The sequence below is a fragment of the Teredinibacter purpureus genome, from assembly GCF_014217335.1.
Taxonomy (GTDB): Bacteria; Pseudomonadota; Gammaproteobacteria; order Pseudomonadales; family Cellvibrionaceae; genus Teredinibacter; species Teredinibacter purpureus.
In genome coordinates this window covers 1,295,917-1,313,205 of the sequence record NZ_CP060092.1, presented here as the reverse complement: position 1 = coordinate 1,313,205, position 17,289 = coordinate 1,295,917, and the positions used below count along the sequence as shown (strand labels likewise).

Annotated in this window: 14 protein-coding genes; 12 read left to right on the top strand and 2 right to left on the bottom strand. The window is 44.2% G+C overall.

Features of this window, described 5'->3' with window-relative positions:
* Positions 1-115 precede the first annotated feature (115 nt).
* On the bottom strand, positions 116-313 hold the full coding sequence (locus tag H5647_RS05825; protein ID WP_162926297.1) for a hypothetical protein: 198 nt from the start codon (positions 311-313) through the stop codon (positions 116-118).
* A 148-nt stretch (positions 314-461) separates the two neighbouring features.
* Between H5647_RS05825 and H5647_RS05820 the strand changes: the two genes are divergently transcribed.
* The 12 genes from H5647_RS05820 to H5647_RS05770 all read left to right on the top strand — a co-directional run bounded on the left by H5647_RS05820 (position 462) and on the right by H5647_RS05770 (position 16,294).
* Positions 462-1,112 carry a class I SAM-dependent methyltransferase gene (locus H5647_RS05820; protein WP_045857049.1) on the top strand — a complete coding sequence of 217 codons (651 nt, stop codon included), beginning with the start codon at positions 462-464 and terminating at the stop codon, positions 1,110-1,112.
* A gap of 412 nt (positions 1,113-1,524) precedes the next feature.
* The gene (locus H5647_RS05815; RefSeq protein ID WP_082086964.1) at positions 1,525-3,429 is read left to right on the top strand and encodes an eCIS core domain-containing protein; all 1,905 of its coding nucleotides are present in this window, start codon (positions 1,525-1,527) and stop codon (positions 3,427-3,429) included.
* 75 nt (positions 3,430-3,504) lie between these two features.
* Complete coding sequence (locus H5647_RS22310; RefSeq protein ID WP_268871342.1) at positions 3,505-3,630, top strand: hypothetical protein; 126 nt, start codon at positions 3,505-3,507, stop codon at positions 3,628-3,630.
* Between the two features lie 1,032 nt (positions 3,631-4,662).
* Positions 4,663-5,901 carry an efflux RND transporter periplasmic adaptor subunit gene (locus tag H5647_RS05810; protein ID WP_045857048.1) on the top strand — a complete coding sequence of 413 codons (1,239 nt, stop codon included), beginning with the start codon at positions 4,663-4,665 and terminating at the stop codon, positions 5,899-5,901.
* A 27-nt stretch (positions 5,902-5,928) separates the two neighbouring features.
* A complete protein-coding gene (locus H5647_RS05805) occupies positions 5,929-6,630 on the top strand; it encodes an ABC transporter ATP-binding protein (protein WP_200911638.1) in 702 nt (233 codons plus the stop codon).
* Positions 6,631-6,685: 55 nt separating this feature from the next.
* A complete protein-coding gene (locus tag H5647_RS05800; protein WP_162926296.1) occupies positions 6,686-9,082 on the top strand; it encodes an FtsX-like permease family protein in 2,397 nt (798 codons plus the stop codon).
* A 192-nt stretch (positions 9,083-9,274) separates the two neighbouring features.
* Complete coding sequence (locus tag H5647_RS05795; RefSeq protein WP_045857042.1) at positions 9,275-9,655, top strand: hypothetical protein; 381 nt, start codon at positions 9,275-9,277, stop codon at positions 9,653-9,655.
* On the top strand, positions 9,652-10,314 hold the full coding sequence (locus H5647_RS05790) for a thioredoxin domain-containing protein (RefSeq protein ID WP_045857040.1): 663 nt from the start codon (positions 9,652-9,654) through the stop codon (positions 10,312-10,314). The genes H5647_RS05795 and H5647_RS05790 overlap by 4 nt, the downstream gene beginning before the upstream one ends.
* A gap of 415 nt (positions 10,315-10,729) precedes the next feature.
* Positions 10,730-12,781, top strand: coding sequence for a peptidase domain-containing ABC transporter (locus H5647_RS05785; RefSeq protein ID WP_162926295.1), 2,052 nt, complete (start codon positions 10,730-10,732; stop codon positions 12,779-12,781).
* Positions 12,765-14,456, top strand: a complete 1,692-nt coding sequence (locus H5647_RS05780) for a hypothetical protein (RefSeq protein WP_045857035.1) — start codon at positions 12,765-12,767, stop codon at positions 14,454-14,456. The genes H5647_RS05785 and H5647_RS05780 overlap by 17 nt, the downstream gene beginning before the upstream one ends.
* Before the next feature lie 74 nt (positions 14,457-14,530).
* Entirely contained in the window at positions 14,531-15,424 is an 894-nt protein-coding gene (locus tag H5647_RS05775; protein WP_045857032.1) for a glycosyltransferase family 2 protein, read from the top strand.
* 6 nt (positions 15,425-15,430) lie between these two features.
* Complete coding sequence (locus H5647_RS05770; RefSeq protein WP_052691887.1) at positions 15,431-16,294, top strand: glycosyltransferase family 2 protein; 864 nt, start codon at positions 15,431-15,433, stop codon at positions 16,292-16,294.
* 238 nt (positions 16,295-16,532) lie between these two features.
* On the opposite strand, the gene H5647_RS05765 is transcribed toward H5647_RS05770, so the two are convergent.
* Complete coding sequence (locus tag H5647_RS05765) at positions 16,533-17,162, bottom strand: transglutaminase-like domain-containing protein (protein ID WP_045857030.1); 630 nt, start codon at positions 17,160-17,162, stop codon at positions 16,533-16,535.
* Positions 17,163-17,289 lie beyond the last annotated feature (127 nt).

Below are 17,289 nucleotides of genomic sequence, written 5' to 3'. Positions count from 1 at the left end.
AAGACCTGCCGCGTAAGCCGCGCGCCAAGATGCACTACCTGCACTGCCCTCGCCGACGCTACTACACATAACAGCACAACTGCAAAAATAGCTTTCACAATAAAACTATCCTTATTCAAATTAACGACATTCCTTGGTCGATGCGCAAACCATCCTCCCGTTCAACCGCTCTTATTCGCCCTATGCTAACGGGTTTTACCGAATACAACGTTACCCGCTTCGCCAATAACACCGTTAAGGCAATGAGCGTTATGATCGTACTACAATCAACGTCACGCCATACGCCGCACCGCGCGGCATAAAGGTATGACACATCACCGGATACCCAGCGCTCCTTTCAGCGTACGGCCTCTTGCGAAATTGATTCGCCTTATTAGCTAGGTGCTATAAGCTGAAGGCTCTCGTTTTGTCATTTATCTATCTTCGGTAGTTGGCTCAGCGCCCAATTTTGAGGCCGGCCAATGACTGAATTACGACTATGCTACCAAACCGTTGAGTTTGGAAAGATCGATATCCATCTCTGTACGCTACGCGATAATCAAGAATTTCATGACCCAAAAGGCACCGCGGAAAAGCTTGGCATAAGCTCAGCTTCCTGGCCGATATTTGGTGTGGTTTGGCCGTCAAGTATGGTGCTCGCGCACTTCATCTGCGACTACGAAACCGGCTCAAAACGCATATTGGAAATTGGATGCGGCATGGGCCTATCGAGCTTACTACTCAATAAACGCCACGATGACATTACAGCAACCGATTACCACCCAGAAGTCGGTAAATTTCTACGAAGAAACACTCTGCTTAACAATGATAATGCCATCGCATATGAACAAGTAGACTGGGCAAGCGAAAACGACACACTCGGGTTTTTTGATTTAATTATTGGCAGCGATCTATTATACGAAAACGACCATATTAATTTATTAGCCGATTTCATCACATCCCATTCAAACCCTAGCTGTGAAGTTATTATCGTAGACCCTGGACGCGGAAGAAAAAGCAAACTCAGCACTCGCATGCGCGCATCTGGTTTTACCGCATCGCATCACAAACCTAGCCATACCGACTATCTCGAGCGAACATTCAAAGGGGATATCCTCAGGTTTAAACGATGAGAGCCAGGCATTGCCGTATGTTCGTTCGTCAATTTCACTTCACGAGATAATTCAGTTTCCACACTCTGTTACTAGATCGGTGCAGCCTCTTGTACATAATGAATTATTGATTAAAGGGCGGGAAAAACATTGCCTTTAAACGCTTATCCCTAACGATAAAGCATCTATAGATGGGCGAGCAACGTGTCATCGTCGATTGCCTTAAGATGATGACGCTTACGTTGATTGACCGCCTTTACGTTGCAGACCAAACTAGAGCGGCTATAGTGTTTTTTCTTCGCTAGTTTCCTGAGCCCTCCTATAATGAATTCGCAATTAACGAGCGGTCAACGTGTAGCTGACCACCATTTTATAATGTTTCTAGTCGGCAGAAATATTAATCGGGCATTAAATAAAAAAACAGAATTTAATTATGCATACCTACGCGAAAAAAAAGCTTAATAACAACCCATCAACTGCGAATGAGCCCGAGAAAAAAACAAGTCTCGAAACTACTGATACCCCCCTCTTTAACTCCTCTGAAATACTCACGCAAAGTATACTGCCAAAGATCGTTAATAATGTCACTCAGCCACAACAAACCACTCAGCTACACGCTATGGCGAATATTCTCCCCCCTCAAAAACAACAGGCTATCCAACACAACGAAAACAACACTGGATTACCTGAAAATTTAAAATCTGGCATTGAAAATCTTTCAGGTTTTTCAATGAATGACGTAAAAGTCCATTATAACTCGGATAAACCAGCCCAACTGCAAGCGCACGCCTATGCCCAAGGCTCAAAAATATATCTTGGAAAGGGGCAAGAAAAACACCTGCCTCATGAAGCTTGGCATGTGGTCCAGCAGCGGCAAGGAAGAGTAAAACCAACCATTCAGATGAAGGGCGAAACCACGGTAAATGATGACAAAAGTTTAGAAAAAGAAGCCGATGTGATGGGCGCGAAGGCGCTGCTATGTACGCACCCCATAGGGCTGCCAATAACACAACATATACCCGTAACCGGAATACAAAACAACGCACTTACCGCGCAACTCAAAGGCACAAAAATAACCCACAAAACCACCAATTTAACGTGGAACGGTAAAAAAGGCATTGTTGGCGCTGAAGCTGAAGCAAAGATGGACCCAAACGACATAGTGTATGGCAGTGCGGTTGATCCGTCACATGCTCGATATACAGATCTCGATAGGCTTGCGGCAAGGTGTAACAGCGGCGCTTGGGCAAGAGGGCACTTACTAAGCCACGACCTAGGTGGGCTTGGTGTGCCGGAAAATCTGTTTCCAATAACAAAAGGAGCGAATAGAAGGCATGCGCATTTTGTAGAATATAGAGTTAAAGACGCGCTATCGATAGCGAAAGAGCAAAATAAGGTAGCTGGCGTTGACGACAGCGTTTATTACAAAGTAGCGGTTAGAGGTAATCCCTCGGATGCGCAGTTTGTATGTGAGTGGGCATACCGAGATAAAAACGATCAAGAAAAATCGCTTGAGGGGCTAGTGCCTTCGGGAAAATTTATTATCCCCAGTAAGCTGAAGGGACCCAAAGCTGGGGGCGCCCAACCCGCGACCGATCCTTATTACAATTGCGCCATCGATGCCCCCTCTGCAGATTATCGCCCCACATGGTTTCATGGAGACCGTAAGGGTGGCGAGGCAGCCAACAGCGTTAAAGTTACATGGCACGAACAAGACGGCCTCTCGGCGTTAATGACCCAGGAACTCGCGGATCAAGGCCACTATGCGGTAGCCGACGGAACCATGTCTGCGGAGCAAATTGCAGCGCAAGAAAAATTGCGTACAGAGCGAATGCTGGCGGCCCTTGGGCGGTTCTTGGAAGAAAGAGGTGAAAGTGCACTCGTTCGCCGCATCATTTCAGCCGTGTTTTCGAATATTTATCGTAACAACGGTCGGGATTGGAACTTTCGTACATGGAGGAATCAGGCCGACCTTACGAAAGACTATGGGCTAGAGTTGGGCAGCGCTATTTCAGATTATTATGAAATAGCGAATACTGAACTTAAAAATAACGAAGAAATTGCAACCGCTATCGAAAGCAAGAACCCCAGTGCGCTTCGAACGATTGCACTTACTATTATTAAAGCAACATTGGAGTACGAGCAGCTAATCGACAGGGTAATAGCGGCAATCACACAACAGGAACAGGACAAGGTAAAGGATCAACAAATTGAACAAGATTGCGAACATCCAAATATGAACCCTAAACCGGAAGCGCCTCGTAGGCGGCGCAGGAGTAGAAGCCGAGATGGCAGACGATATGAACGCAATAGTCGATCACCAAGCCCAAGTGAGTAGGGTGTCTCACAGGAAAAAGACACTTTTAGAACCGTTGTGTAATCTGTTTACCATTGATGAGCATGGAGTAACATAATGAACAACAAAACTCCTGAAGCTTTTTTGCGCGAAACGGCAAAATCGATTCAGGAAAATCATGACTGGGCGCAAAAGAGGAGTAAAGCCGACACCGATATGGAGGGCGACCCTAAATTAATTTAGGATTGAATGTAATGGCAGCGTGAGAGACTGCATTTAAACTTGGGCTGCCACATAAAAAGTAATGACAACACACGCTACAAAAAATCATCAACACAGCACTGCTCTACACATTTTAAGGCAACACCTTGTTACAGCCTAAACAATACATATCGAGCCTTATCGGACAGTACAGTAACTTTATCGAGTGCCGCCTTCTATTTTTTATATCGCTCTGAAGAGCAATAAAAAATCGCCCTCTGACCACCCAAGAAAAAATACTGTCTAATTAGAATATCCTCGGCAGCCTGCTAACGCCATTAAGCATGCGAAACATCTACGGTGGCCCGCTCGCCAATCTATTTTTTCAGCAATAAAATTACAGTAACGTTGACACCAGATTGTTTTATGTCCAATCCTAAGTCACTGAATAGTTATAAGCATATCATCGCCCTTTCAACCCCTAAGCCCCCTACCGCCAGCCCCTAACCCTATTGCATACAGTAAGCCCCACAATCACGCTACTTAACACGGCAACCTTATTCGCAATAATTATCATTACCTCTTGTCTAGACACAGCCATTGGTTTACAGTTCTGCGCCTACAATAGTCAAGAATAATAAAAATGTACTAGTAAGTTGATGCCTGGAAAATATCATACAAGTGTGATTTGAAATATAATGCAGGTGCCAATTCACCTTTAGAAATATCATGAACAGGGTAAAACGGTTAACGGAATACACTTACTTTCCTCACCGATCAGGCTCCCCAGCGTCTACTTTCTAGAAATCAATAACAGTTGAAGTAATATTAATTAACATGCCTTGTATTAAACCGTATAGGCATATTTTTCCATTACCGTGTGCAATATACCCATAACATTGGCTCGCTATAGCAGGACCGCGTCATTAAACCGGTAAACACAGCCTCTCGCCCCCTCCATTAAGTGAGACAACAGCTTCCAACTTACTTTCGATGTATTGGAAAAATAAAACGATACATCATGGCTGTCCAAATGGTGAGATAAAGAAACAGAACTAATGGTCCGTTTTTGATATGCAAATTGAGTTAAAAAAAGAAAAACCGTGGTTTCTAATAAGTGCATCACTCGCTTTCGCCGCACTAATTGCCAGTGCCGTATTCGCACTAACCCTCAGGGGCGTAAAAGAAATTGATAGCCGTGAGATTGAATACTCCACCGTTCTGCGCGGCGATGTGCAGCTTACGGTCGACACCTACGGCCAGTTTGCGCCCGCAGTGGAGCAAGTACTCACTGCACCCGCACAGGGAAAAGTGCTTAAAATCGTATCCAGAGCGGGCATAAGAGTAGAAAAAGACACGATTATTATGGTGCTTGAAAACCTAGAGCTGGAGCAGTCATTAGAAAAATCTAAATCAGACTTGGAAAAACAAAAAGCGAATTTTAAATCGTTCGAATTCGAACAGCAAAGCGCTATGCTCGATCGTTTGGCCAGCATAGCAACCATAGAAGCCAACCTAGAACGACTTCGCCTAGATCTGTCGGTAGACTCTGAACTGTACCAAAGGGGAGTCACCTCAAAAATCAACTTAAAGAAAAGTGAGCTCGCGGCCAAGCAAGAGCAAGATCGACTTAACTTCGAGAATAAAAAATTAAAGCACTTTATCGAAATGCAAAAGTTTGAATTGCAACAACGTGAAATTGCCCTATCTCAGGCCGAAAAGTCTGTTAAGCGTTTGCAAGATAAAATTAGCGGAATGTCAATTACAGCTGGCATGTCAGGTGCAATACAGGAAATAAATGCGGCGTTGGGCGAAACGGTTAGCATGGGGCAGTCTGTCGCAAAAGTGGGTAGCAACGAAGACTTAATTGCGCAGTTAAAAGTACCTTCCTATGAGGCCGATAAGATAACACCTGGTGGCAGGGTGACTATCAGTGCCAACGGCCAAACAGTCGATGGGGAAATATCTAGAATCGAGAACAAGGTCGTCAATGGACATATTCTCGTTGAAGCCACATTAAACAACAAGGCTGAAGGGAAGTTTAGACCGTCTCAAAGTTTAACCGGAAAAATTATTTTTACTACGCAAAAAGACCAACTCTACGTGGAGCAGATTCCCGGCGTTCAACCCAACACAGCCGCATTTGTGTACGTGTTCGACGGTACGAATACTTTACAGCGCAAGCAGGTTCACTTCGGCGAAAGAAGCTCGGGGAATATTGTAGTTCTCGGAGGTGTAAATGAATCTGCAAAACTCGCGGTAGTTGACTTAAGCCAATACAGTGAATTTGAAACCCTAAAGATTACTGAATAATAACCGTAAGGAATTCGGGAGAGACCTGTGAGCGTCGTCGAACTAAAAAATATCACTAAAAAATACAGCGCGAAAGGCATAGAGACACTCGCACTAAAAGGTATTAACCTCAATATAGATGAAGGCGAGTTCCTAGCCATTACGGGCCCCTCCGGCTGTGGGAAATCGACGCTACTCTCCATACTGGGTCTTATCGACGAACCTACGAGCGGCTCCTATACCTTAGCCAACCTCAATACTGCGGCATTATCACCGAATGAACGCGCTCAAGTAAGAAATAGACATATTGGTTTTGTTTTTCAATCGTTTAACTTAATCGATCGACTCAATGTCTTTGAAAACGTTGCGCTCCCCTCGCGCTATCGGCGCGACACATCTGATGTCATCGAACAAACGGTAATGCAAGCATTAGACAGCGTGGGAATGAAGCCTTATCTAAAAAAATCGCCTGCACACCTATCCGGCGGACAGCAACAAAGAGTCGCCATAGCGAGAGCTATAGCAAGCTCTCCCGAGCTTCTGGTAGTCGACGAGCCTACCGGAAATTTAGACAGCGTTAGTGGCGACCAAGTTATGGCGTTACTGGCAACACTAAATGCCGCCGGTACGACCATCGTAATGGTCACGCATAACGATAGCTATACGCGTTACGCCTCCCGAAGGTTGAGCTTACTGGACGGCCAGATTACGGCATGTACTACCGAAGGGCTTCCGCGTGCTTTTGCTTGAGTATCTTAAACTTGGATTGCAGCGGATAATATTTCGGCCTCAAATGAGCTTGCCTTTGATAATCTCACTTGGGCTATCGTTATGTGTATTTATTACCTTTTTTTCTATCCATAAAAATATTAGCGACAATACCGCGAAAATTCCTATTAATTTAGAAGGCGTTTTCGCTCTAACCGCCAACGCCACCATTTCCGGAAACGCAAAACTGGCACTGTTTGACAAGCCAACATTTTTAAAATTTTCGTCGGATTTTTCCCAGTACGGCGACTGGGCAGCGCTCACCGTTGCCATGGGAGAAGTGCAGGCCGGCGAGGCACGAATTGACGTAACCTCATTTACCGCTACTGACAATATATTTGAGGTCATTGATTTTCCAATAATGGCTAATGCTCATGAACTTAACACTAGCGCCGCCGAAGGCGTTTGGATCAATACTGAGCTGCGCGACGCACTCGGGGCAAGGCGCTACAGCGACAAGGGGTCGGTAATTTCTCTCAACAACCAACCCATGCACGTTGCTGGTACCCTTATATCACTCGGGAAAATCGAAACTGTTAGCGACATACCCAACATTGAAGGCAATCAGGCCTGGAAGATCGAGACCACTCAAGCACAAAACGAACCCACCAAGAGCAACGATATTGGCAGCGGCTACTCTGTAATACTGCTAAAACCCAATAGCGGTGGTGGACACCCATCGTTCGCCGAAATCGAACAATGGTATAACGATTACCTTGCTAAAGCCGATAGCGATCCAGCAAGGGCAGCTTTCAACGGCTGGTTATCCCAACAGCGATTGGAGTTTAAATCTCAGACCCTCAGAAATTACCTGCTAGGTATGGACAATAAAGTCACCCTATTGTTTGTTTCAGCGCTCATTGGGCTAGTTCTTGTAACAATAATTAATCTGTCCAATATATTTCTAAGTTACTACCATATTCGCTCAAAAGAATACTCTATACACCTATGCTTAGGTGCCAGCCGATTCAAAATATTCTTACTCTCGCTAGCCGAAAACGCACCCACTTTTCTCATCGCCTATTTGTTAGGGCTTCTAGGCGCAGGGCTGGTGGTTTCCAACTTAACAAATTTCGCTACAAATTTTGTTCCGATGATATCCACGGTGAGTATCGACGGAGCGACGATCGCCGTTTCTTTTCTCGCCATACTCGCACAAGCACTTATCTATAGCGGGTTAATATTCGTTTACCTAGACGTTAAAAACACGCACAGAAACCTCGCCGCAAGCGGTAAGGGGAGTAAAAAGCAAGTTAACGTTCCATTGGCAAACGGCCTAATGACCGTCCAACTATTAATTTCCATTTTTATGCTCACAGGGCTATTTTCAATATCAACGATATTGTACAACTCTGCGTTCGAAGATCCTGGCTATAAACTTGGCGACGCCTACCAACTCTATTTCAAACCCAATGACACCACAGCAAATAATACAACGTTAGATCTCTCCCCTACCGATAGAAAAGCGATAACGCAAGATCTCGAAAACGCGATGCCCGATATTAATGTCATCTATTTCGGAGGCGGCCCTATGCACTGGCTAGGAGGTACTGGGATTCGCCCTTTTGGCGCCATACACCAAACAACACAATCGGGAAATTTTAGAGTTGCGCCTGCCAGCAATACTTTTTTTGAACGCTTTCACATCGAATTCGTCGCAGGCTATTCGAATTTTGATGCCGAACACGCGTCAGTCGGCTCAACGTGTGTCATTAACCAAGAAATGACAAATATAATGTACAGCAAAAAATTGCTTACTGATGTAATAGGTCAACAATTTCCAATTGATACAAATAATAAGTGCCTGATTACGGGTATCGTTAAAAATACGCTAGGCCTACCGGGCAACTCGGACAGCATGCACTCACCCATCGTCTATGCGAACGGCCTTCTAAACGCAAACTATATTACTTTAGATTATCTCGGCGAACAGCGCCTAACCGTACAGGATATAAACGAAATTCTAAGTGAAAAATATCAAGTGTCCATTATCAGGGTCACCCAGCTTAAGAAAATTTTTAACTCCATGCGCAACGCAAAACAAGCCAACTTTGTCGCAGTGCTTTCGGTTATAGGCTTAACCGCACTACTATCCATACTTGGGGTTATTGGCTTAACGCTAATAGTGGTTAACTCTCGCCTTTATGAACTTGCCATTCGAAGAATCTACGGCGCAACTGAAAAGGAAATATTGCTCACAGCCTCCACCGATACACTGAAAGTTGTATCGCTTGGAATGCTTGCTGGAGGCTTAATTGCCGTCATATTTTTTACTGCATTACAAAAAACCATCGACATACTGCCTCAGTTTGAATGGAAGATAACAAGTGCGTCTTACTGTGTGTTTTTTATCGTCGTCTTTATTGTCATCATGTACGCCTCCAGAAGCGTTCTAAAAAAACAAGTTATGTCCTTGGTGGTTCAAAGTGAATAATCTATTCCGTAAAAACAAAAACACTACCCCCATAAAAATTGATTACTTTTCATCAAAATCTTTAGCGGGCGCAGTTGGAAGACCTCTCGCAACCCAGAAACAAAGGCGGCTATCCTACGCAATTACATTCGTCGCGCTAGCGCTAATTGGCTTTAGTCTATTTCAATTATCGATACGAGATATATTACTCTCATGAACAACGACTCTCTTTTCGAATTTCGCACAACAAAGACTAACGATGTGCCTACAGGCCCGCATCTAACGTGGCTTAGAACTGCATTACGTTATTCGTATGAGTCCAGCAATTACAAAGCATTTACTTATCCAGATAACAGCATTAAAGGATACTTAGCGTGGGCAAAAGTCAGCACGGCCACATTAGAAAGACTTCGCACCTTCAAGGTTATGCCACGGTATTTATATGAATGGAAGGAGGGTAACCATTTTATCGTATTTGACTACGTAGATTTATCAGACAATCGTAATGAACAGCTAGATTATTTAAAAAATTTATGTGCGTCTAACAATGTTGAAATAACTTGCACTATCAAACATGGAGATAAACACTCATGAAAACCGTAAATACATTATTATTCGCTGCACTTTTTACTTTTTCTTTCGCCACCTCTGCGGCAGGCGATTACCGAATTAAAATGTTAGACGAACATATTAACGAAGAGAAACTAAGAGGCACGCCCGAAACCTACATATTCCTTAAAGGCGGCGAACTTGCTTACTACAGCAGAGGGCTTCTAGCGGATTTTTACAACCAGTTGAACGCCGCCATTACGGAAGGTAACATTTCGTACACACCAAAAACGGATGCTCATATACTTGCGGAAACCAACGCTCGCGTAGAGATGCTCGGAAAACACATCAGTAAAAATATGCGAGCGAAAAACGTTTCAGAAGAAGAAATACAAAAGACCATAAGCGAGTATGAAAAATACTGGCGAATAGGCTTTATGAAAAGACCTCAATCGTTTAGCGAAATAATGGAGCAGTCTGAGTTCGAATCGGAAGCACAGAAAAACAAAATAATTAGCTCGAACGAAACCGAGACGGTCTTCTTAACCTTTTACACAGACTGGTGTGAAGCCTGCGAAAAACAAAAAAATGATATCGTCAAGTTTAAGGACAGCAACCCACAGATTAGCGATAAGACTACATGGCTTTACATTGAACGTGACGGAAGAAAATTAGAAGCGACGAGCGATAACGCACAGCACTAAAAATATTCTAAAAACACCGAAAAACGACCAACAACTATAGACTTAACGCGTTAACAGTACGATAATTATTGGCGCGTTTATAACGCGCATAACAATAAAATATAATTAATAATTTAAGGACCAAAAATGTCAAATTTAAACACATTATCAGAAACTGAAATGCAAGCAATTCACGGTGGGCAGCAGTGTTTCCCCATAGGATCATATACTTACTGCTACACCGTTAACTATTGCTACACTACCCCTACTGGATCACAGTGTTTTAATGAAACATTCTGCAACACCGTTGACCTAGGTGAGTACTGCGTTGACGTTTAAACCATACTAAAAGGTGGCGGGGCCAAAACCCCGCCACCTTTTTTTGTATGACATTGCCTTAATTTCACCTACCAGTAATTTTTCAGCGGATTTTATTATGGAGCTGCAGGCTACGTCCAATGAGTGCGGAATCTACTGCATGAAAATGGTGCTCGAACGCTTTGGAAAGCTCGTCGACAAGGAATTTATCGACGAGAAAGTGGCTAAGGTAGGCAGTGGCCTCAGCCTAATGGGGCTTGCAGAGCTTGGCACTGCATTCGGCCTAAGTTATAGAGCTGTTCGAGTATCGGACACCTCAGACCTCAACCAATTAACAACTCCCTGCATACTACATTGGAATATGAACCACTATGTGGTTTTATTAAAAAGTCGTTCAAACGCCTTAAAACTCTACGATCCAGGCGTAGGTATTGTCGAGGTGCCCATTAAAGAGGCTGTCGATGCAATGACGGGTGTCGCGATGGAATTCTCAAAAGACGATGAATTCACCGTAGACGCAAAAGTTGCAACGCGAAAGAAATTCCCGCTGCAACTCAACAAATTTAAATTTAGTATCGTGTTGATTCTTTTATTAACAGGGCTAAGCCAAGCGGCATCGCTCGGCATGCCACTGTATTCCCAATTTATTATTGACAACGCCATTGGGAAAGACGATATCAGCGCGTTAAAGGCCCTTATTCTAGGGATGGTTTTAATTGCCCTTTCGGAGCTTTTATTACGTTTTATACGAATGTCACTTTCCGTAAACTTGACAATTAAAATTGCTAAATCGATAGGCGATACGTTTATTGGTCGGCTTATTCGATTAGATTCCAGTTATTTTTCTGCGCGAGAAATTGGCGACACTCTCACCCGTTATCAGTCGCTTACCGCTATTCGCTCACTGATTACTAAAGAATACGTGACTCTCGTTGTTGACGCCATCGTAATGATCATTGCAGGGGTTGTAATGTATTTTTACAGCCCGCTACTGTGCTCTATCGCGCTTGGAGCGTCCGCTCTTTATATTGTTCTTCGCGCCTATTATTTACCGATTATCCGAATTGAGACCAATCGATTAATGCAAGCCATTGGCGCTTTTGAAACAAAATTTATTGAGGTTGTGGGTGCACACAAAGCCTTAAAAACCCTTTCAGCCGAAGGGCGCGCCACAAACTGCATCACGAATAGAATGGTAGACACGCTTAATAACGAGTTCCGGCTCGCAACGCTGGGTATCAAGCTCAACGCTATACAATTAATTTACCTCTCATCTGTTGCAATCGCCACGCTGTATATGGCCGGCACAATGGTTATTACCGATAAAATGACCATTGGGATGCTTTTTGCTTATCTAGCGTACTTATCCAAATTTAGCTTATCGCTGTCATCAAGTATTGATAATTATTTCGCTATTAAAGCGGCCAGTGTTCATTTTGATCGCATTGCCGCTGTGGAAAATGCGAAGCTAGATGTTAGCTCAGTCAGCACACATTCGACCAGTTCAGCATATGACTCTCTAGTTTCAATTGACATACAAGATCTCGCTTACTCCTATGAAGATTCAAGCTCGGTTTTTTCTCAAATATCGTTTTCTTCTAATTCTTTTTCGATCATCGCAGTAGCAGGCCCAAGCGGTTGCGGCAAGTCCACACTTCTACACTGTATTGCGGGGCTTACTCCACCTGATAGCGGCACGGTTCACTGCAACGGGCACAATATTGCAGAGGACGCCGACTACAGACACTCTATCTCTGGAGTTTTTCAAGAAGACACGCTTATTACGGGTACAGTTGTCCAAAATATCACTTTTTTTGATGTTGATTTTGATTTGGAATTTGTAAAAAAATGCGCGCAAATTGCCTGTATAGATGAGGCCATAGAAAGCATGCCTATGGGCTACCATACGCCCCTATATGGCACTGGCTCGAACATTAGTGGCGGACAAGCCCAACGAGTATTGCTGGCACGAGCACTCTACAAAAAACCGAAATTAATTTTCCTCGACGAGGCACTTAACCAAGTCAGTACAACGCTGGAAAAACAAATTTTAAACAACATTAAATCACAGAACATCAAAATAATATCCGTAGCGCACAGGAAGGAAAACCTCTACCTCGCCGATAGTATTTTGGGGTTTCCAGGATGGAAAGATGGATACGATTTATAACCCTCAACATTACCCCTCCATTCTTGCGCCCTTCAAGGCAGTACGCTCAGAAAGTGGCTACGGTATTTGGGCGAATAACAACGCCTTTCGCACTGATGTTACGAGTATTGCGGACGAATATAACCTGCTCAGCGTTTACACCGATACCACTCACACAAAAAAGGGCTCACCCTCTTTAGAGGTCTATGCTGAGCGTTATGGTGGTTTTGGGGGATCCAAACACGCCGGTAGTGCGCGTAGCGCCAACTATGACGGCGTACAACTAAAAGGCCTAGGCCTAACCCCTGTCGCAGGCAAGGCTGCATCGCTGTCTCATAGTACGGGTACATTAAACCTGATCGATGGTTTGCTGGAGACATTATTCTCAGTCGCACTTAATCAACTATTACCCCACGGGGCAGTCCCTATACATGCGGTAATCGGCACGGGAAGAAAAGATGCGCATTCAGGACATCTCTCGGATTTTACTGACGGGAAAGACGTGCTCGATACAGGGTGCATTCTAGTTCGTGAAGCTGTGCTACGCCCCGCTCATTTCATGTACGCTACTTTTTTTGAGCCGCTTTGCGAACACTCTGTTGACGCTAACCAAGCTGACCAAATTGCTAGGGTGCATGCAGAGTTTATTGCGAATGCCGGCGGCCCCGACAATGCTTTATTCAAATTTGCCGAATTTTTAAAAATAACGGCAAGACAATTCGCCTATGCGCGTGTATTCGGTCTTATGCACGGCTCTCTTTCGTACTCAAATTATTCAATGGACGGGCGATGGCTAGACCTCGCCTGTGCTACCACGGTAGGCGGTTACCACAACTACGCCATCGGGGGCCATAACGTCATCCCCTCCTTTTCTACCGAGGCGGAATTCGTACTCAATATTAGTGAAAATTTTTGCTGGGAATTCGGGAAGCATATTCAACGCATGGTAGACCCATCAATATTCAGCTCAATCTACAACAAGCACTATATTGAAGCCCGCGGTCATTTTTGTTTGGAGTTTTGGGGGTTCGACGCAGCGGCGTTCTACACCGACGAGCAGTTCACCCCGTACGCTTGCACACTTATTAATGAAACACTCACACTGCTGTCAATTTCGAAGGAACGCCTGCATGCGAGCCCTTCAGAACTCATTGAAAATGACCCAATCGTAGCGGCTGTTATGTCGGTTAGCCAAGTACTTGGTATCATGCCCTGCCAACATAGCGATGTCACCGATTCCCCGCTGGCTATGGCGCTACTTGACTGCTACAACCAAAGCAACCTTGGCCAATCTCGTTCTTACATCGCCTTCCAGCAGCTAGCGGTTCTGCGGAGGGTGCTCTTATGGCCGGTATTATATCGAGACAGCATTCTTACCACGTTAAAAGATATTGTATGGTCTAACCAACATGAACAAGGTGGCGCACTTATCGAGGAGATGGAATCTTTTGTTCGTTGGGCCTTTAAAGGCTCAGAAGACCTCGAAGCCTTCTGCGTTTTCAACACTAAAGACCACACTATTCGATTAGATTCTCACTTTAATATCTACTGTAACGACCGTGCTTGCACTGCGCTTGATGCGTTTGCAACGATACAGCAAGACGCGCTGTTATCGCCGCTACTCAAGAAACCCATAATTGATCGTTACCTATCTTGCCTGTCCGAGATAACTCAACACGTTCACCAAAACGGATAATGGTCGCTGTATTGCGTGACAATTAAAAGCTTTTATGAAATGAGACAGAAACGATTTACAACAAGAGCCTCCCAATGCAACCACTAATATCGTGCTTATGTGTTACAAAAAATAGACCTACTTTTCTTAGTGGTGCAATACAATGTTTTTTATCTCAATCGTGGAGAAACAAAGAACTTATTGTCGTTTACGAAAAAAGTGATATTGCCACTAAAACGGTGCTAGATCAGTACGGGATACGCGGAATTGAAATTGCTGAACACGAAAACTTTAACCTTGGCGAACTTAGAAATATTGCTATACAGCAGTCGACGGGTGAATATTTTTGTCAGTGGGATGACGACGACTGGTATCACAACGATCGCCTCACTATTCAAATGAATGCAATCGTAAGCTCCGGCCAAAAAGCCTGCACGCTGACTAACTGGATTCTCTTCGACGAAGCCACGTCCAAAGCGTATTTTTCGATGTTTAGACTATGGGAAGGTTCTATTGTTTGCCGTCGCGACCTTATCTCTGATGGGCTTTCCTATCCTTCGTGCGGTGTGGGTGAAGATACCTTTTTCCTCAACGAACTCGTAAAATCCCATGGTATTTATCCCGTAGTAAGCCCCAATTTGTATATTTATCGTGTACACGCAAACAATACATGGGGCACTTTTAGCGGCCACTTTCATATGATGTATGCCCAAGCACAAGCACTGCCTGACGCCTTATCAAAGATCGTCAACGACATAATGTCTTATCGGTATACCAATGAGGAAGCGTCCGCACTGCTCGATACAAAGGAATTTACAAGTCAGTTACACTATTTTCATTTCAATAATTTAAATTATAGCAATGAGCAAGTACTCCGATACATGGAGTCGGTAAAAGAGCTTGATGTATCAAGCTTTAAAAAAGATATACACAATGCTCCCTCGGAACAGGACTGCCCCTCTTCACAAGCCACACTGATTACGAGCTAGCCTGCAGTGAAAAAACATGTAGACAACACCATAGGCCCATCCGTTACGGTTATCACCCCTACTATCGGCAATCAACACGTGCGAAAGTGCGTTGAAAGCGTAGCGGCACAAACCTACGGCAATGTACGACATACAATTGTTGTTGACGGTAACAATCATTTAAAGTCTGTGCAAAACGCTTTAGAGGAATGGGTAGCGCACGTAGACTTTATCGTGTTACCCCACTCAACCGGTTCTCATCAGTACTTTGGCCACCGAATCTACGGCGCTACACCCTACCTTGTAAATACCGACTACATTGCCTACTTAGACGAAGACAATTGGTTTGACCCGTCGCACATTCAAACGCTCGTCAAGCTTTGCCTTCAACATGACCTCGACTGGGCCTACGCACTCAGGCGAATTGTTGACTGGAACGGCACCCCAATATGTGAAGATAATTGCGAAAGCCTGGGGTTTTGGGGCGCATGGTGCAATGGTCAAAGCATGATCGACACTAACTGTTATTTTTTACGCCGAGAAGTGGCTGTTGAAGCTGCACCTATTTGGCATAGGAAAGGGTATTCAACTGAAAGCTGTGATCCCGACAAAGCCCTATGCCGATGGTTAATCGCAAACAAAGTAAAAGGCTTTACCAGTGGCGATTACACGGTAAATTACCGTTTAGGCTCTAGCGAAAATTCCGCTCTAAAATCCTACTTTATTGATGGCAATACAGTAACAAAAAACATGTACAAATATTTCCCTTGGTATAAGCCAACCCTCGAAACAATACACCAGAAAATCGATTTCAAAAGAGTCATAACGTCAGGCGAAATGGAGGCCTTAGGCGGCCTGAAATGGTCTGGAAAAGGTATGCTTAATAAATAAACACTTAAAATAGCTTACCTTACGGAGAACCTTGCTAGCCCACTGATTTTTACGGTCAATAAGCACGTTTGCGTTAACCTACAAAACTTACCTTACTTTCCGGAAAACGTATTGTACTATCGAATGGCAATTACCATTGGAGGTAGGTATAGCGTAAAAGCTATTAGTCGATAATAGGCTTACTAACCGGTACGGGTTCACTCACAGTAACAAAGAAACACTATGGTGTTACTTGAGTTTATGGGCGATGATTCAGCGCCGAGACAGTCCATTCATTGGCATAAGCCAACTCAATATCGGGAAGATTTTGCAGAACATCGTCATAGGTCGCGTAGCTGCTTAGCGCGTCAATCACTATAGGTAACGGCTCGCACAGGATGCCAGCGAAATCCATCTCGCCCGCCGTAACTATCGGAAAAGCCAATTTTTCGTTGGGCGGGCAGAAAGCAGCCGATACCCCTTTTTTATTACCCCTTGGGTCGATGCGATACCAACCCACATTCTCTAAATAGACTGCGTTTAAACCGTGAAGACAAAAAGGTGGTACATCGGTTATCGTTAGGCGCTGATAACATAATCCCGCGGGAATATTATTGGCTCGCAAAAGCGCGGCCAAAAGATGGCTTTTTGCATAGCAGTAGCCTGTTCGGTATTTTAGAACGTCAGATGCGATACACGTAACAGGGTTACGTTTGTAATCTAAACTATGCTCAATTTGATCACGAACAAACTCAAAACAACGCTGCGCGATAACCTCTCGATTGGACGCTCCATTCGCGAGAAACGTTGCTTGGGCCTTTATCGAAGGGTGCTCACTATCGATGTAGCGTGTATGGGCTAAATAGGGTTTATAAGATAAATTTTTCATAGCATCTCTAGCAAGGTAGGTAACTAAGCGTTATTCAGTGGTCAAGAAAATGTGAGAAGGTATCAATCGAAATTATCTGCTACCTGCGTCCAATTACATACACGTCTATAACCCGTTTCATTTTGAT

Coding starts and splice junctions, on each gene's coding strand:
- H5647_RS22310 (WP_268871342.1), top strand. CDS start 3,505: ATGAACAACAAAACTCCTGAAGCTTTTTTGCGCGAAACGGCAAAATCG.
- H5647_RS05775 (WP_045857032.1), top strand. CDS start 14,531: ATGCAACCACTAATATCGTGCTTATGTGTTACAAAAAATAGACCTACT.
- H5647_RS05795 (WP_045857042.1), top strand. CDS start 9,275: ATGAACAACGACTCTCTTTTCGAATTTCGCACAACAAAGACTAACGAT.
- H5647_RS05815 (WP_082086964.1), top strand. CDS start 1,525: ATGCATACCTACGCGAAAAAAAAGCTTAATAACAACCCATCAACTGCG.
- H5647_RS05785 (WP_162926295.1), top strand. CDS start 10,730: ATGGAGCTGCAGGCTACGTCCAATGAGTGCGGAATCTACTGCATGAAA.
- H5647_RS05780 (WP_045857035.1), top strand. CDS start 12,765: ATGGATACGATTTATAACCCTCAACATTACCCCTCCATTCTTGCGCCC.
- H5647_RS05790 (WP_045857040.1), top strand. CDS start 9,652: ATGAAAACCGTAAATACATTATTATTCGCTGCACTTTTTACTTTTTCT.
- H5647_RS05820 (WP_045857049.1), top strand. CDS start 462: ATGACTGAATTACGACTATGCTACCAAACCGTTGAGTTTGGAAAGATC.
- H5647_RS05765 (WP_045857030.1), bottom strand. CDS start 17,162: ATGAAAAATTTATCTTATAAACCCTATTTAGCCCATACACGCTACATC.
- H5647_RS05810 (WP_045857048.1), top strand. CDS start 4,663: ATGCAAATTGAGTTAAAAAAAGAAAAACCGTGGTTTCTAATAAGTGCA.